Annotated in this window: 13 protein-coding genes; 3 read left to right on the forward strand and 10 right to left on the reverse strand. The window is 63.0% G+C overall.

Annotation, left to right across the window (positions count from 1 at the left end; genetic code table 11):
• Nucleotides 1–18: 18 nt before the first annotated feature.
• The 3 genes from V5E97_RS05880 to V5E97_RS05890 all read right to left on the reverse strand — a co-directional run bounded on the left by V5E97_RS05880 (nt 19) and on the right by V5E97_RS05890 (nt 3775).
• Entirely contained in the window at nt 19–1509 is a 1491-nt protein-coding gene (locus V5E97_RS05880; RefSeq protein WP_406698359.1) for a hypothetical protein, read from the reverse strand.
• A gap of 127 nt (nt 1510–1636) precedes the next feature.
• On the reverse strand, nt 1637–3007 hold the full coding sequence (locus V5E97_RS05885) for a Gfo/Idh/MocA family protein (RefSeq protein WP_406698360.1): 1371 nt from the start codon (nt 3005–3007) through the stop codon (nt 1637–1639).
• 357 nt (nt 3008–3364) lie between these two features.
• Nucleotides 3365–3775, reverse strand: coding sequence for a YkvA family protein (locus V5E97_RS05890; RefSeq protein WP_406698362.1), 411 nt, complete (start codon nt 3773–3775; stop codon nt 3365–3367).
• Between the two features lie 251 nt (nt 3776–4026).
• Between V5E97_RS05890 and V5E97_RS05895 the strand changes: the two genes are divergently transcribed.
• Together V5E97_RS05895 and V5E97_RS05900 are read left to right on the forward strand one after the other, a co-directional pair.
• A complete protein-coding gene (locus tag V5E97_RS05895; protein ID WP_406698363.1) occupies nt 4027–4833 on the forward strand; it encodes a polyprenol monophosphomannose synthase in 807 nt (268 codons plus the stop codon).
• 34 nt (nt 4834–4867) lie between these two features.
• Nucleotides 4868–6433, forward strand: a complete 1566-nt coding sequence (locus tag V5E97_RS05900) for a hypothetical protein (RefSeq protein WP_406698364.1) — start codon at nt 4868–4870, stop codon at nt 6431–6433.
• Nucleotides 6434–6771: 338 nt separating this feature from the next.
• On the opposite strand, the gene V5E97_RS05905 is transcribed toward V5E97_RS05900, so the two are convergent.
• Complete coding sequence (locus tag V5E97_RS05905) at nt 6772–7677, reverse strand: aldo/keto reductase (protein WP_406698365.1); 906 nt, start codon at nt 7675–7677, stop codon at nt 6772–6774.
• A gap of 206 nt (nt 7678–7883) precedes the next feature.
• On the opposite strand from V5E97_RS05905, the gene V5E97_RS05910 reads away from it, so the two are divergent.
• Complete coding sequence (locus V5E97_RS05910) at nt 7884–8474, forward strand: riboflavin synthase (RefSeq protein ID WP_406698366.1); 591 nt, start codon at nt 7884–7886, stop codon at nt 8472–8474.
• A gap of 186 nt (nt 8475–8660) precedes the next feature.
• Here the strand turns inward: V5E97_RS05910 and V5E97_RS05915 are convergent, their stop codons facing one another.
• The 6 genes from V5E97_RS05915 to V5E97_RS05940 form a co-directional block, all read right to left on the reverse strand.
• Nucleotides 8661–10541, reverse strand: coding sequence for a PQQ-binding-like beta-propeller repeat protein (locus tag V5E97_RS05915; protein WP_406698367.1), 1881 nt, complete (start codon nt 10539–10541; stop codon nt 8661–8663).
• A gap of 340 nt (nt 10542–10881) precedes the next feature.
• Entirely contained in the window at nt 10882–11010 is a 129-nt protein-coding gene (locus tag V5E97_RS05920; RefSeq protein WP_406698368.1) for a hypothetical protein, read from the reverse strand.
• 604 nt (nt 11011–11614) lie between these two features.
• Complete coding sequence (locus tag V5E97_RS05925; RefSeq protein ID WP_406698369.1) at nt 11615–12130, reverse strand: hypothetical protein; 516 nt, start codon at nt 12128–12130, stop codon at nt 11615–11617.
• A gap of 31 nt (nt 12131–12161) precedes the next feature.
• On the reverse strand, nt 12162–12956 hold the full coding sequence (gene surE / locus V5E97_RS05930; RefSeq protein WP_406698370.1) for a 5'/3'-nucleotidase SurE: 795 nt from the start codon (nt 12954–12956) through the stop codon (nt 12162–12164).
• A gap of 286 nt (nt 12957–13242) precedes the next feature.
• Complete coding sequence (locus V5E97_RS05935; protein ID WP_406698371.1) at nt 13243–14256, reverse strand: polysaccharide deacetylase family protein; 1014 nt, start codon at nt 14254–14256, stop codon at nt 13243–13245.
• Nucleotides 14257–14450: 194 nt separating this feature from the next.
• Complete coding sequence (locus V5E97_RS05940; RefSeq protein ID WP_406698372.1) at nt 14451–15491, reverse strand: GNAT family N-acetyltransferase; 1041 nt, start codon at nt 15489–15491, stop codon at nt 14451–14453.

Below are 15491 nucleotides of genomic sequence, written 5' to 3' on the forward strand. Positions count from 1 at the left end.
GGGATGAGATCCTCTCGATCAGTGCCGGGCGCCGTTGATTCCATGGATTGTGTCCAGGATCCAGCCGAGGTGGATCCAGCCGTCGAGCCACTCGGCGACCGAGATGACATCGTCGAGAGTCTGAGGGGGTGAGTGAACCAACGTGTCGCGCTTCAAGAGCCGGGCAAAGTCGATCAAGACCGGGTCTGGTCGGGGCTCTCCAGTGATCGGGGTTCGGAACTCAACGCCGGCCTGTCGCATGACTTTGATGAATTCATGGGCCAACAGGCCGTAACCCATCGTCGTCGGGTGCACGCCGTCCAGGCTGAAGATCCCCCCGTGAGTCCGTTGCCTGTTGGCGAGCTTGAAGTAATGGCTGGTCAACTCCGTCAGGCCGGCCGCTTGAAGGGCCTCGTTCCAGCCGGTGGGGAACACGTACCTCCCGCCCGGAACATCCAACCCAACCTCGCGATAGCGGCGGTACGCCAACTGATTGAGGCTACGGTTCACATCCACCAGATGCCAGTTCTCATGCAGGCCGACGTGGTGGGCGATCGTCTGGTTGTACCGATCGATCGTCTGGTCAATTGCCTTGGCGTTTTCGCCCGTGAGATGACTGTGCTTGGCGGGGTCAAAATCCTGGTCCGTGATCCAGAAACGTGTGTAGAATTTGAAATATCGGGGATCGGCTGCCAGTCGATCGTTCGGAGTTGTGCCGACGCCCCGGGCAATCGGGGCGATAGTCACGTGGGGAATGTTCGCGAAGAAGACGTGTTGGGCGCCAACCGACTCAATGCCGGCGACCAGCTCCGCATAGAAATGGTTGAAATGATCGGGGTGCCAGAGATTGTATTTTTCCCGGTTTGCGACCGGGTCGGCCAGGATGTCGGCTTGGGTCAGAAGCGGCTCGCGTAACGCCGTGATCGTGCCTAACGCGTTGTTCGCACCCAGATTGACGATCAGGTTCTCGATCCCACCATCGGCCGCAAGCGCTCGCACGCAGTCCAGCGCGGTCCGTTCCTCGAAGGCCCGGTCCTGCGACGGGTTGAGCACCGTCAGAGCCGTTCGGTAAAACGCATTTTCAGGGACTTGATTGAGAGGATCATCGCTACTGGGTTTTTCGAGCTTGGCGACGCAATGGCTCGCCCGGAGGTGGACGGCATCATCGACACTGAATCCCCAGCAAGCGAGATTGTGATAGACCGTCTGCGGGCGCGCTTCCGTGCCACCGCCTCGCTCCCAGTAATCCTCAATCTGATCCATCCACGACCGGATGTGGAAAGGGGCTCCGAGCACCTCCCAACGGCTCAGATCGGGGCCGTACTCCGTCTCCAGTAAACGGAGAAGATGCTCGAGATTCACCGGCAGTCCGCCGAATTCTTTAAAGTTTGGTATGCGAAATTGAGTCGAATCGAGTCCCATTTCCGCCGCGATCAGGGCCGGATACGAGAGCTCCGTTGCGAAGATGGCTCCGCTCATGAATCCCTGACTCATGCTGTCGCCCAGGACGACGAGCCGGTGCTTGGCCATGGGACTTAATCCTTATTGGGAAATTAGAAAATAGAGAAGTGGTTATGTGATAAAAATGCGTGATCGTTAGATGGCGAAGTGGCCCCTCCTCGATCGCGTTGGCGATCGAAGAGGGGGAATTCCTGGTTCAAATCGACCAGCCCCGGCGGAATTCCGGGCGGACGAATTGGGCGGCCTCGGGGCAGTTGGTGACCTGTCCGGTGGCGGCGTCGTATTCGATGGGCTTGCCCAGGCGGACGGAGACGTTGCCCAGGAGCATGGCTTCGGTCAGCCGGCCGGAGTAGTCGAAGTTGGAAAGGGCGATCTTGGGGTCGCCTTCCTTGATGGCGCGGACCCACTCGGCCTTGTGGGCGGGGTCGGCGTTCTTGTTCCGATCCTGCCGTTGCGCCTTGGTGAGCTCGTTCTGCTTGGATTCGAATTGTTTGACCGGCAGGAGCTTTTGCTCGGCGCCGTAGTCGCTGGGCGAGAAGATCGATCCCTTCTCGCCGACGAGCAACGAGCCGCTATCGGAGGGGGTTTCTCCGTGGAACAAGGTGGCGGGGGGTAAGTTACGGGCCCCGTCGCGGGCTCCTTCGTACCAGGTGAGCTTGACCGGCGGGAGGTCGCCACGCGCGGGGAATTCGTAGGTGATCGTGGCCCAGGCGGGATAGGTCTCGGGGTTGAGCTCGCCGCTGGTGGATGAGACCCGGGTGGGCAGACCCAGCTTGAGCGCCATGAAGGTCAGGTTGGCCGTGTGGCAGGCCATGTCGCCCATGGCGCCGGTGCCGAAATCCCACCAGCCTCGCCAGTCGTGGGGGTGGTAGACCGGGTTATAAGGGCGTTCGGGGGCGGGGCCGAGGAAGAGGTCCCAGGCCACGTGCGGAGGGACCGAAACGGTCTCCGTGGGCCGTGCCACGATGTCGGGGGCCTGCTTCCAGTACTTAAACGGCCGGTTCGTCCAGACGTGGACCTCGCGGATCGGCCCGACGACGCCGGAGCGGATCAGTTCGATGCCGTCGCGGAACCCGGGGTGGGAGGTCCCTTGGTTGCCCATCTGGGTGGCGACCTTCCGCTCGGCCGCCGTCTCACGCATCAGGCGCGCCTCATAGGGGGAGTGCGCCAGCGGCTTCTGGCAGTAGACGTGCTTGCCCAACCGCATCGCCATCAGGGCCGCGGCCGCGTGGGTGTGGTCGGGCGTGCTCACGACCACGGCGTCGATCTTGGGAGCGAGCTCATCGAGCAGCTTGCGGAAGTCGCTGTACGTTTTTGCCTCGGAGTGCCGCTCGGCCTTTTTGCCGAGCCGGTCTGAGTCAATGTCGCAGAGGGCGACGATGTTTCCCAAGGCGGCCACGTGATCGGTATCACTGGACCCCTTCCCACCCACGCCGATGCAGGCGAAGTTGAGCTTCTCGTTCGGGGAACGACTTTGCCCGAACGCCAAGGCGCCGGGAACCAGGATGCCGAAGCCCGCCAGGGAAGACGTCTGCAAGAAACGACGGCGGTCGATGCGACGACTCATGCGATTCTCCTGATGAGGGGAACTGCCTGGACGATCGAACAGCCTTTGGCTGCTCATGGCCTTGTTCTCTGCTCAGAGGGGCCGTGCCATTGGATCCGTGGCACAACGCGACGCGTAGCCCTTCGAACCGCGAAGCTATCAGTGCCGGAGAGGGGGAGAAAGAGGGTGGTTCCGTCTCGGCTCATCCACCTGGTCGGACCGCAGCCCTGTTTGGGCTCGGGTGGAAGGCGAAGTCAAAAGAAGTGAGGAGTCGGGCACGCTCGGCCTGGTGCGGGCCGAGCGGCCGCTTCGAAGGGCCAGTGGAGGGCCCTTCGACCACAGGGGAAGGGAGGAGCAGGGGCGTTGTTGGGCTCTTGCTCAGCTCTGAACGGCCCCTTGGGGAATGCTCTCCGTCGCCATCCACTCGCGGGCGCGAGCGCGGTGCTCGTCGGTAATGTGCGCCGAGACGGCGGACAAGGCGGCGGCCAGGACACCGGCGTCGTCGCTGAAGCCGGCCAGCGGGACGAGGTCGGGGATCGCGTCCAGAGGGAGGATGAAGTAGGCCAGGGCCGCTCCGACGATCCCCTTGACCCAGAGGGGGGTCTTGGGATCGAGCAGACAGAAGTAGAGCGCGACGGTCTCGTGCGCCAGGGGCAGCCGGTTCAGCGAGCGCTTGGCCTTGGCCAGGAACCCCTCGCGAACGACTTGCTCGTTCTTGGCTTCGTCGTCACCCACGTAGTCCTGGGGCCGCACCACCTTCTTGAACTGGGTCAACCATTGATTTTTCATGACCTTCACTCCCACTTGCACGCCATGACGTTGCCCCACACGCTCATCCTCTTCCGTTTGATTGTAACGTGCCCGGCTTCTGGTATACGTCCCTCTCGCGCCGATTGTTTCCTCAGATCGCCGGTTTTGGTTTGCAAGGGTCGGCCGAGATGCTCGCTGACTTGACTCTTTTGGTTCGTGTTGACTATAAAAGATTACGGCGTGAAGGAGCACCAAGTTGAGTTTTTTGATTGCTCAAGGATGGGCTGACTATGATCGACTCCCACCGCACCCCTGCTTCCACGTCGCCCTCAGCCCCGAAACGCCTGCTGGTTTCGCTCGCCACCTATAACGAAGTGGATAACCTGGTTCCGCTCGCCGAAGCGATTCGGCAGTATGCGCCACAGGCGTCGCTTTTGATCATCGACGATAACTCGCCCGACGGAACCGGCAAGGTTGCCGACGCGTTGCGCGCGAGTCAGCCCCATATTCACGTGATCCACCGCCCGAAGAAACTGGGGTTGGGGACGGCGACCCTGGCCGCCATGCAATTCGCCATCGAGAACGGGTTCGACTACCTCCTGAACCTCGATGCCGATTTCAGTCACCCACCGCGATTCATCCCGTCGCTCCTGGCCGGCATGAGCGAGAACGACATCATGATCGGGTCGCGCTACGTCGCGGGGGGCGGGGTCGAAGGGGAGTTCGGGCTCAAACGGAAGCTGATGAGCGCGGGGATCAACTGGTACGCTCGGATCTTGCTCGGGCTCCAGTCCAAAGACAACAGCGGCGCCTTCCGTTGCTACCGCGTCTCGACCCTCGCCCAGCTCGACCTTGGCCTGGTGCGGTCGCGCGGTTACTCCTTCATGGAGGAGATCCTGTTCTGGTGCCGGCAAGCCGGCGGCCGAATTGGCGAGACTCCCATCCTGTTCGAGAACCGCCGCTCGGGCGTCTCGAAAATCAATAAGCTCGAGGTCGTCGCGGCGCTCAGGATCATCCTCCAACTTGGTCTCGACCGCTGCTTGGGGAGGGTGCGAGTTCGGAACTCCGCGTCGCTTCTCTCCGGCTCTCAATCTTAAGTCGCATCCATTGAATCGAGTTGGAGAGGTTTGAATGACGGATCATTCCAGGGGATCCAACGACGTATTTCCATGGAAGCGTTGGCTCTGTCTCGCCCCGCTCTTTGGAGCGGCGGTGCTGATCTGCCTCATCAATGGCGTGAATCTCCAGCGTCTGGTGCGAGCCGAAGCTCCGCGCAATCCCTGGGAAGCCACCGAAATCCTGGAGTCCTGGCGGGCCGTCAAGGGGATGCCGGTCTATGACACCTCTCCGGACGGCCACTCAACGCACGTGTATGGGGCGTTGGCTCTGTACGCGCAAGGCGAGGTCTTCCGCTGGGTTGGGCCCAATAATGTGGCTGGCCGCCTGATCTCCTTGCTCTCGGCGCTCGTGACCGTGACCCTCCTGGCGGTGGCCATGGGAGGGGATCGTCCCAGGTGGACCATTGTGCTGGCCTGGGCGATCATTCTGGGAGTGAACTTTCGCTCGTTCCATTATTTCGCCGAGAACCGGCCCGACATGACGGCCCTGATGTTTGCGGCCATGGGCGTCCTCGCGATCGGTTACGGGCAAGAGTCCAGGCGCTGGCAATTCGTTGTGCTCGGTTCCTTGTTGATCGTGATCGGATTCTTCTTCAAGCAGACGGCGGCAAGCTTCGCGGTCGTGGCACCGGTCGCCCTGGTCTTGCGAGGGCGGAGGCCGACACTCTCGGAATGTCTCCTGTCGATCCTCCCGTTCGCCATGATGCTCGGGGTGATCTTCGGCCTCAAGGTTTTCGCGCCGGCGGTCTATTACTACATGATGGTGATTCCGCGGAAGTTCGACCTCCGCTGGCTGCCCGCCGTGAGGAACGGTTGGGAATTGCTGCTGGATACGCCCCTGTTCCTCGTGTTGCTCGGCGAGCTCTTGATGTTCGACGCGGCCTCGTTTCGCAAAGATCCGCGTCTGCCTTGGCTGGCGGCCGTGCTCGCCGTCTCGATCCCGTTTGCCGCGATCACGTCGGCGAAGGCGGGCGGCGTCGCCAACAGCCTCCTCCCGGCGCTCTTTCCGCTCATGGCCTTCTGCGCGCTCCGCTTACCTCGGCTCTTGAAGCCCCTGGAGAGCAACGCCACGGCGGGCCTGCCGTCACGCCTGATGTTCGGGGTCTTCGTGGCCCTGCTCATGCTGTTGTCAGCGTTCCCGCGACTGTCGACCCGGCATCCGTTGCTCGTCGCCCGATCCAATCACGATCAGGCTTACTGGAAGGTCGTCGAACTCGCCAAGACGCTTCCCGGAAAGGTGATCTGCCCCGAGGACCCGACGATTCCGTTCTATGCCGTCGGCTACCTCGGGTTGAACATCTTCTCGGAGTACGACACCCATCTCGTCAACAGCGCCTATCCCGTCGATCCGCCGGACCATGTCCGGAAGGAGCTGCTCGAGGCTGATTATCTCATCGACGTCAGCGATCTCTCGCAAAACGTCCTGAAAGATTCCAACCTCGAAGCCCTGGGATTCGAGCAGATCATGGCCGATGACACCTGGCTGGAATCCGCGGATTACAAGCTCTGGCAGCGCAAGCCGACGGCCATCGGGGACGTCATCCCGAAAGCGAAATCAGAACCGTCCCCTGGGATGTGAATGGAATGGGGCCGCCCCGGAGCGAAGGGGCGGCCGCGGCTCCGAATTTTCCTCTGAGAGTCTGTCCCAGAAGGTGAATCCCACGGGAGCTTTTGAATGATCTGCTGGGTGCCATGCGGTTCCGTACTCGGAACCCATGCGGGAATGCCTTGGCCTGGCGCGCACGGGTTCCGAGTACGGAACCCGTGGCACCCAAACGGCCTTCAATTTTCGGTTTCCCTGAACTTACGAGACAGACTCTGAGCAAATTTTTGCCAGGGGCGTGGGCCCCTGGCTGGCTGCTGAGGAATCGGCCCAGCCGCCAGGGGTATGGTCATCGCGGCGCATCGCCTTTGGACTCAGGCCTGCTTGGCGACGAACGCCAGGGCGTCGGCGGTGCGGGTCAGGAGGTCGTCAATCTGGGCGGTCGACTCGAGGCCGATGATGAAGGCGTCGACGGTACCCAGGCCGAGGACGAAGCGGAGCGACGCATCCCGACGTTCGGCTTCCTTCATGGCCCCTTCGCCGAAGATTTTCATGCCGACGACCCCTTTGCCGGCGCTGTGCATCTCTTCGAGCTGCGAGACGACTTCGTCGGGCCTCTTGTCGTCCATGATCAGCCCTTCGGGGTTGATCCGCGCCAGGTCGATCTCGACGAACGGGTCCTTGGCGGCTGTCCGGAGCGGATCCATGCCGTGGCAGCTCGTGCCGTGAGCGCGGATGATCTTCTGCTCCTTGGCTTCGCGGAGGTAATCCATCGACCCCTCGTTCTCGGCGGGCCAGCCCTTCTTCGTCATGCAGTGCAGCAGGACGATGTCGATGTAGTCGACCCCAAGCTCCATCCGGTAGCGTTCGAGGTGGCTGCGGCAATCGGGAACCTTGGTCGCGTGAGTCTTGGTCTGGATGACGTACGACTCGCGAGGCACCCCCTTCAAGGCTTCGCGGAGGTAGACGTGCGAGCCGTACTGGTCGGCGACGTCGAAGAAGCAGATGCCGCGGTCCAGGGCATGGCGGACGACCCGGGTGAATTCTTTGACCCCGAGCTTGGTCTGGTTACTCGCCTGGCCGTTGCCATGGCTGCCCGTTCCCATGCCGATCAGCGAGACCTGGACGCCAGACTTGCCCAGCGTCACCTTGTCGGTCGGGCTTTTGGGGAGATTGGCTCGGGCGGCCCGGGCTGTCGTGGCGGGAGCCGTTGCGGCGGCCAGAGCCGTCGTTGCCACGGTTGTCCGGGCGAGGAAGTCGCGTCGGTTCAGAGGAGTCATGGCACTCGATCTCCGGTGTCCAAGGTTTCGGACCGAGAGGAAGACGGGCCGCTCGACCACGGGATGGCCGAGGCTTTCGCCTGATTCTAACGTTCGCGTGTCTGTGCTACCATAACCTCAAAGGGGCAAGGTGTGGGAACGGCATGTTCGCCTCTCACGGGGCCGCAATGAGGCCCTGGCTCAGGTTTCCAGCTCAGGAGCGGATTGTGTTTACAGGTCTGGTCGAGGTGCTCGGTTCCATCGAGCGCGTGGACGAAGAAGGGCCGGGACGCCGCCTGACGCTGGTCTGGCCCGGTCTGGTCGAGCCGATGGTCCTGGGAGAGAGCGTGGCGCTCAACGGCTGCTGCCTGACGGTCGTCGCGGCCGAGGGCGAACGGTTCGTCATGCAGGCCGGGCCCGAAACCTTGCTCCGGACCAATCTGGGAGAAGCCGCCGCGGGCGATCGGATCAACCTGGAGCGTTCCCTCCGCGCCGGCGACCGGCTCGGGGGGCACTTCGTCCAGGGGCACATCGACACGACGGCCGTGCTTCGGGAGCGGAGGACCGAAGGGGAGTGGGAGTTCCTCGCCTTCGGGATCGATCCGAGCTGGACGTCCTTGATGGTCCCTAAAGGTTCCATCGCGGTGGACGGTGTGAGCTTGACCCTGGTGGGGGTCGAACCCGACGGCTTCTCGGTCATGCTCATCCCGCACACGCTGGCCGTGACCACCCTGGGAGGCGTCCGGGTGGGGGGTCGTGTGAACATCGAGACCGACATGATCGCCAGACATGTCGCGAAGCTGATGGCCGTCGGTTGATCGGTCCGGGCACCAAACTGCGGAGAATAGGGACTGTCGCCACGTGGCCGGGACTCTTCGTTCGCCGGAAGACAGGGAGTTTACACTCCCCGCTCGCCTTCCAGGCGAGCGAAGACCAGAGTGCCATCGTCTCGGTCGGGCCGAGTTTGGTTGCCCGGACCGTAGATTCCGCGATCAAACTCGCTTCTATTGGGCCCGCCGGCGGTTGGGCCGCTGGGGGATGAGGCGCGGTCCGATCGGATGAGCGGGCACGCGGCGCGGCTTCTGTTTTGTGAAGCCGCTCTGCGCTTGCTTATCGAGCAGTTTGGTCAGCGCGGGTGTGGCTGGGTGCCAGACGAAGTTGGGGCTCGACGAGAGCATCAAGTAGACCTGGTTCTTCTTGAAGCCCTGGGAGAGCAGGTTGCGCTGGCCGTTGACGTAGGCGCTGCGGAGGTCGCCGAAGACGGTCAACAGGCCCCGCGAGCCCACGAAGACTTTGCCGTCGGCGACCGTCGGGGTGGCGAACTTCACGCCTGGGCCGAACTGGTCGCGGGTGCCGGACATCAGGCTGTTGTAGATCTCGTTCCCGAGGTTCGAGGCATCGTAGGCGCGGAGGATGGCCGAGGTCTTGCTGTTCTCGAGCACCCAGACGATCCCGCCGAATGCGCCGTTGGCCGAGATGCTGGGAGTCGAACCGGGATAGGCAAACTTGTGGTTTGACAGGCTCACGGGGGTGTCGGCGAGCTGTCCCCCCGCGACCGGGAAGGCCTTCAGGGAGTCGCCGGGGGCGGCGTAGTAGAGAAGGTTGTTGAAATAGGCTGGGGTGTCGTAAGCGCCGAGCCAGAGGTTGCTGTCGCCGTTCAGGAGGCCGATGGTGCCTGCCGGCGTCTTGTGGACGATCTGGTCAGAGTCGGGGTGGAAGCCCCCCAGGTTGTCGCGATTGAGGAGGTAGATCGTCCCGTTCTTGTCCGCGGCGATCATCAGCGGCAGCGGCCCTCCCGCCTGGTTGGGCAGAAGGACCACGCCTCCCGAGCCGAGGTCCTGGTCCTGGCTGTCGAGCAAGTGCTGGTTGGAGGGAGAGTAGTAGTCGGCCACCTGGAGCCCATTGCCCCCCGTGACCAGCCTGAGGACGCTGTCGCCGTAGTCAGAGCCTCCGGTGTCGGCGGAGAACTTGCCGTTGGCCGTGGCGACGTAGACGTTTCCGTAAGCGTCGGCGGCAGGGCCGCCGCCGCTCATCCAGATGCTCCCCTGGCGGCTGTTGGGCGTGACGCAGAAGGCGCCGACCTGCTGGAGATTGGAGGCGTTATACGCCATCAGCCAGCCGTGGTAGGGGACTCGGTCGAAGGAGGCGAATGCGACGTAGACCACGCCGTTATTCAGCAGGAGGGCCGAGCGCTGAAGCTGTTTCGCCGCGTTGAAGGAGACGGTGTCGCCACCGTCGCCCGTTCCGGGCACCGTGGCCTGCACGATCACCGGTCCGCCGAACTTCTCCTGGCCCGAGGAGACGTCGAGGGCGTGCAGCCTGTGCTCGATGAGCGGCCCCGACGTGGTATTCACCTTCGTCATCACATCGACGTAGAGCGTCCCCGACGCCTTATCGATGACCGGCGTTCCGATGATCCCCAGTTCGGTGAAGTTGGTCGTGTTGAGGTCCGCGCCGGTCACCGTGGTGACCCCCGCTTCCGGGGCGATCAGGCTCTTGGCCCAGAGCGGACCGGCGTTGGGACCCAGGTTGTTGGTCGCGTCGAAGGCGTAGACGCTGCCGTGCGTCGTCGCGACGTAGACCACGTCATGCAAGGTCCTGTTGATCAAGACCCCGGTGTTGTAGAGGGGCTGGGCGTAGATGTCGCCGTCGACCTGGTAGCTGAAGAGCTTGCCGAACGAGCCGGGGTTCAAGGTGGCTGCGTTGAGGACCCCCTCGGTCAGATTCTGTCCGGTGCGGGCGTTGTCATTATGATACGTCAGCACGTCTGTCGCGAGTAACTGGCGTTGCTCGAGCGACTCGGTCCCCGGCCGAAACGACCGACGGCGCAGCGCGGGACGGACACCCTGGAGGCGGCGGGGCAAAGCCCGGAGAAGCTCCCTCATCTCACAACTCCGAGAGAAGCGACATTGGGTCGGTGGTGAGCCTTCACGCCACCGATCAATCGAGGTTCGACCCCACGCGCCACGCACAAAAGGCCTCGGAAGCCGCCGAGCCGACCCCCGTTCCTCCGAACGAATTTGCGCAAGTCTCCCTACTTGTTGATTGAGGTCGGTTCTCGGCGAGCCGTGTCTTCACGTGGTCTTGGGTCATTCCTGAACCTGGAGCCCGCATATTCCTTGCTTCCCTCGCCTTCCTACCTGCATGGGGCAGGCGCGCACGGGGATGCTCCCCGCTGATCAACCAGATGCGGGTTCCGGGACACTCGGCTTGGGCAGGGTCGGCTTAAAAATTCAGCCAGCGAAGGATGGGCAGATGCGACAGCTTGATCGCGACGTAGAGGATCAAGAAGCCTGCGCTATAGGTGACCAGGGCGGTCTCGGCTAGAACCTCGGAGAGATGTGCGCGTGTCATGGAGCCCCTCCCGGGTATTCCCTTCCCAAGAAAGTCAGGGATTGGGCGACCCCCGCGTCGGCGGAAGGCAGCCCCACTCTTTGGGTTTGATCTCGTTTCTTTGTCTCGTCTCCTCAAGGGCCGGCGTTGCGCCGGTGGTCCTTCGTCTTCTGCTTCACTTCTTACTTCGAATCCCGAGCGTTTATTGTTCGTTGGACAGGTCTGTGTTTCAAGGCCGGAGTGCGTGAAGTGGGTTATCGGGCACTGGTTGGCCTCGCCTTGGGGGGCGAGCGATTCTTTTCCGCTTCCCCCTCGTTGGGGCGTCGGCAAGGCGCTGCCGGGGGATCATCGGTTATTCATTGTGATGAAATTGTGTAGAAAGTCCATCCAGGACCATGCTCTTCTTCCGGATTGATCAGGAGAGGGGAGGGAGTCCAGCCTGATTGAAGCCGAACGGGCGGACCGCCGGGCTGATTCCCGACGGGGGCCGCCCGTCCTTCGGAGACGCCGGAAGTGTTCAGGGGCATGGCCCCCGCATTTTTACGACGCTGACTTTCCCAAGGAGGAATAGGCTTTCCAGATCGGCTCAGCGGCCGTACTTGGCGTCGTCCTGCTTCTGAAGGGCCTACTTGCGATCGGGGTATTCCAGGATGATGAGCTTGTGTGCTTTCTCATCGTAGCCGTACTTCTGGTAGTCGGGGAGTTTGGTCAGAGCGATGTTGTTCGCCTTGATGATCTCGGCTTCGAACTCGGTGAAATCCTTGGGGAAGCGGTCGTTCGCGGCCTGGTAGAGGCCCATCGCGTGATCGATCTGCAGGATCGAAGTCCGGCCGACGATGGTGACGTAAGCGTTACCGGCGAGGGTGATCGGATCCTTTGCCGTGATCTGGGTGGTGGCGACCTGCGCCCCCTTTTTCAATTCGTTGTCCGCGTTGCGGATGTCCGTCGTCCTCTGGCCCAGGATCTCACGCGGCTGAACGACCTCCGGGGCAGGGGCCTGTTCTGTTTCCGGGGCAGGGGCCGAAGGAGTGTTGAGCGTCGTCTTGACGTGGCGGGGCTCCTCGCAGCCGGGGGCGAGGGCGAGCAAGAGCAAGGAGACGCCAAGCGGGGTGGAGCGGAGGCGTTGCAGCCGAAGACGCATAAAGAATTCTCCTGGCAATCGCTATAATGGTTTATGGATTTTTGCTTGGAGAGGCGGGCGCCGACGTACCGTTCCAGTCCCAGCCGCCGACCTCGGGGATCAGGTCATAACGGGTCAGGTCGAAGTGGAGCGGGGTGACGGTGATATAGCCATCGCAAAGGCTCGTGACGTCGGTCTCGGGGCCTTCGAGGTGGAACGGCGGCTTGTACGTCATCCAGTAATACGTCCGCCCCCGCGGGTCCTGCCGGCGCTCGAAGCCTTCGCCGTAGCGGCCGATGCCCATTGGCACAACGCGGACCCCTTTGGGCTCGCCGCGTGAGTGGGCGGGCAGGTTGACGTTGAACAAGGAGCCGTTGGGGGGCTTGTTCGCCAGGATTCGCTCGACGACCCGTGTGGCGTGGCGGGCGGCGTGAGGATAGTCGAAGTGTTCGGCAAGCTCGAGCGAGACGGCCACGCTCGTGATCTTGAAGAAGGCCCCTTCGATCGCCGCGGCCACCGTGCCCGAGTAGAGGACGTTGATCCCCGCGTTGGAGCCGGCGTTGATGCCCGAGACGATCAAGTCGGGGGGGCGGGGCATCAACTCGCAGATCGCGAGCTTGACGCTGTCGGCCGGGCTCCCCTCGACCATCCAGCCCAGGGTTGTGCCGTCGTCATCATCCACCTGTTTAACAACCAGGGGGCTCAAAAGCGTGATCGAGTGACCAACCCCGCTCTGCTCCATGGCCGGAGCGATCACCGTGACTTCCCCCAGCCGCTGCAATTCCTTGCGCAACGCCCGCAAGCCCGGGGCGAAAACGCCGTCGTCGTTGGTCAGCAAGATGTGCACGAGTCGATCACCACGAATAAGGGATAGGGCACGCCGGGCCAGTCGAAGCCGGCCGGACCGATTTTCCCCGGCGCGAGCCGACCGAACGCGATCGTAACGGGCCGGATGGACCAGAGTCAACCGGCCGTGAGAACTCCGAGGAAGGGATTGCAAAGTTCGATTCGCACCCCGATCTCCGAGCCCTACGGACGGTTACTCTTGTTGTGATGATCTTTTATGTGTTGATTGGGATCGGTGGGCGCGGTGGCATTGTGTTCAGAACGTGCCGCCGGCCCTCTCTGGTTTTCTAAAGGAACGAGGTTCCGAACGAGGTTTGCAGGGCCGTCCGGGCCCGAAACAAGGGGGCGGAATCATGGTAGCCCACGTTGAGTCGGCGGAGGGCAAAAAGGTCGGACTCGCCGGGCCGGTTCACTCCTTCGGCCGAGGAAAAGGCCAGGCGATAGCCCGCTTCGTGGGTGAGGCGCTGGGTTTGATCGTCGAACGTTCCCGCCCAGCCGAACGGGTAGGCGAGTGCTTCGATCTCGCGGCCGACCTCGTACTCGAGGATTCGCTTTGACTCGATCAGTTCGTGGCGCTGGTCGGTCTCCGAGAGCGAGGTCAGAGCGCGGTGGTCGTGCGCGTGCGAGCCGATCGTCATCCCTGAATCGGCCAGGTGGCGGACCTGGTCCCAGGTCATGAACAGAGCCTGGCCCAGCGCATTGTCATCCAGGACGACCTCGGCTCGTTCCTCGAGGTGGGTACGAAATCGGGCTTCGTCGTCCACCTTGCCGTCGAGATAGAGCTGCACGACCGCCGCGATCGCGTTCGCGGTCGTTCGCGGGCTCTGCTCCAGGTGGATGTCGACGGGTTCGGGCCAGTCGAGGGTGATTCGCGTCTTGCTGGTCCGCTTCAGGACGTAGGCCGTGTGGTCCCACCAGGGGACCTGGGGGCGGGAATAAAAACCGGTGGGGATGAAGAACGTCGCCGGAGCGCCGAGTTCCTGGAGGATGGGGAAGGCGACGTCGAAGTTGTCACGATAGCCATCGTCGAATGTGATCAGCGCGGTGGGCCGGTCGACCGCGAACTCGGAGTCGGCATCTGCCATCGCAATCAAGGTGTCGAGTGTGACCAGCCGGAAGCGGTCGCGGAGGTGGCGCACCTGGGCACGGAACGCCTCGGGTGAAGCGGAGTAGACGCCATCATAGAACGCCTCGTTCGCCGGGTTGCCGATCCGATGAAACGTCGCGACCAGGACCGCCGGCCGCCTCGCCGCACGCTCCAGAAGACGAGTCAGGCCGAGCTGGTTGAATGCTCGGGCCATGATCTCTCTCTTATTTCGAATGAGCATCAAGAAATACACGATTTCCGTAGTTACGATGATTAACGCCTGGATTTCAATGATACGGGCTCGGTGCCACTGGCTGAAAGCACGATGGGGCGAAGTCCGGAATTCGAGCCGTTTTCGTTCGTTTGTGCGGAAGTCCGGCCGTCGAGGGCGCTCCACTCGACTTCACATCAAGAAGAGTAGGCGTAATCCGCCTCGAAGGGGGAGAGGTGAATGGGAACCCCTTCGGGGATCAGGCCCTCCTGATCGCGGAGGATCAGTTCGAGGTGATGCGTCGGGATGAATCCACTGAGCCGCAGGGCCTCGGCGGTCCACGGGGTGCTGGCGAAGCCAGTGGCGACGTCCGCGCCCTGGCGTTTGAGTTCTTCCGTAAGTGCGACGATGGCCGCGTGTTGAAGGACGCTGTCATCGCCGTCCACGAGGCACTCCACGAGCTTGCCGGCTCGGACCGCGCCCTGGCTGACGATGTTCAAGAGGGCGAACCCGCGGGGCTGCCCCCCCTCGAGGATCAACCAGCCCGTCATCCCCGGCCGAGGGTAGCGCAACGTGTGGTTGAGCCGCTCGGGGGAGCGGCTCGTCAGGATCGCGCGAGTCCGCCAGCCCTCGAGGATCGGGTCCACTTCGGGGCCGAATTCCCGGACCTGACGCAACTCGACCACGACCTGGGGCGGGCGTCCCGGATTCCGCACCTTGCGGGCGGCGTCCCGGCCTACCCGCAGCAGGCGAGCCCCAGGGCCAAGGCCCGGCGCCCGCCAGCGGTAGCCGATGCGGAGGACTTTCTGAAAAACTGTGACTTCGGCCGCCGGCGTGTAACCGGCCCCGCCGGTCACGCGTCTGGCCTGTGCGTTGGCCACGAGCACGTATTGCGTTTTGCCCTCGTGATGGGCCTGTCGCATCAGCGCGGTTCCCAAGGCGCGGTGGACCCGGGAACCGAGCCAGTCGATCATGTGCAGCGTTGTGATTCCGCCCGAAGGGAGCCCGCCCCCCTCGAAGGCCGTCGGGCAGAGGCCAACGTGCCCCACGATCCGCTCCCCCTCAATGGCGACGAAGCTCCGAGTGGCCTCGCCCCCCTGGATCGGGTCCAGGTACTTCCAGCGCAGGACGTCGGGGGCGGCGAAGTCGGCATCGCGAGGCGCATGGAACCCCTCGATCAAGAACCGGCTGAGCTCTTGCAGGTCGTCGGAGCGTAGCGGACGAATTTCAGGGTCCAT

The sequence above is a fragment of the Singulisphaera photorubra genome (assembly GCF_045290345.1).
GTDB lineage: Bacteria > Planctomycetota > Planctomycetia > Isosphaerales > Isosphaeraceae > Singulisphaera.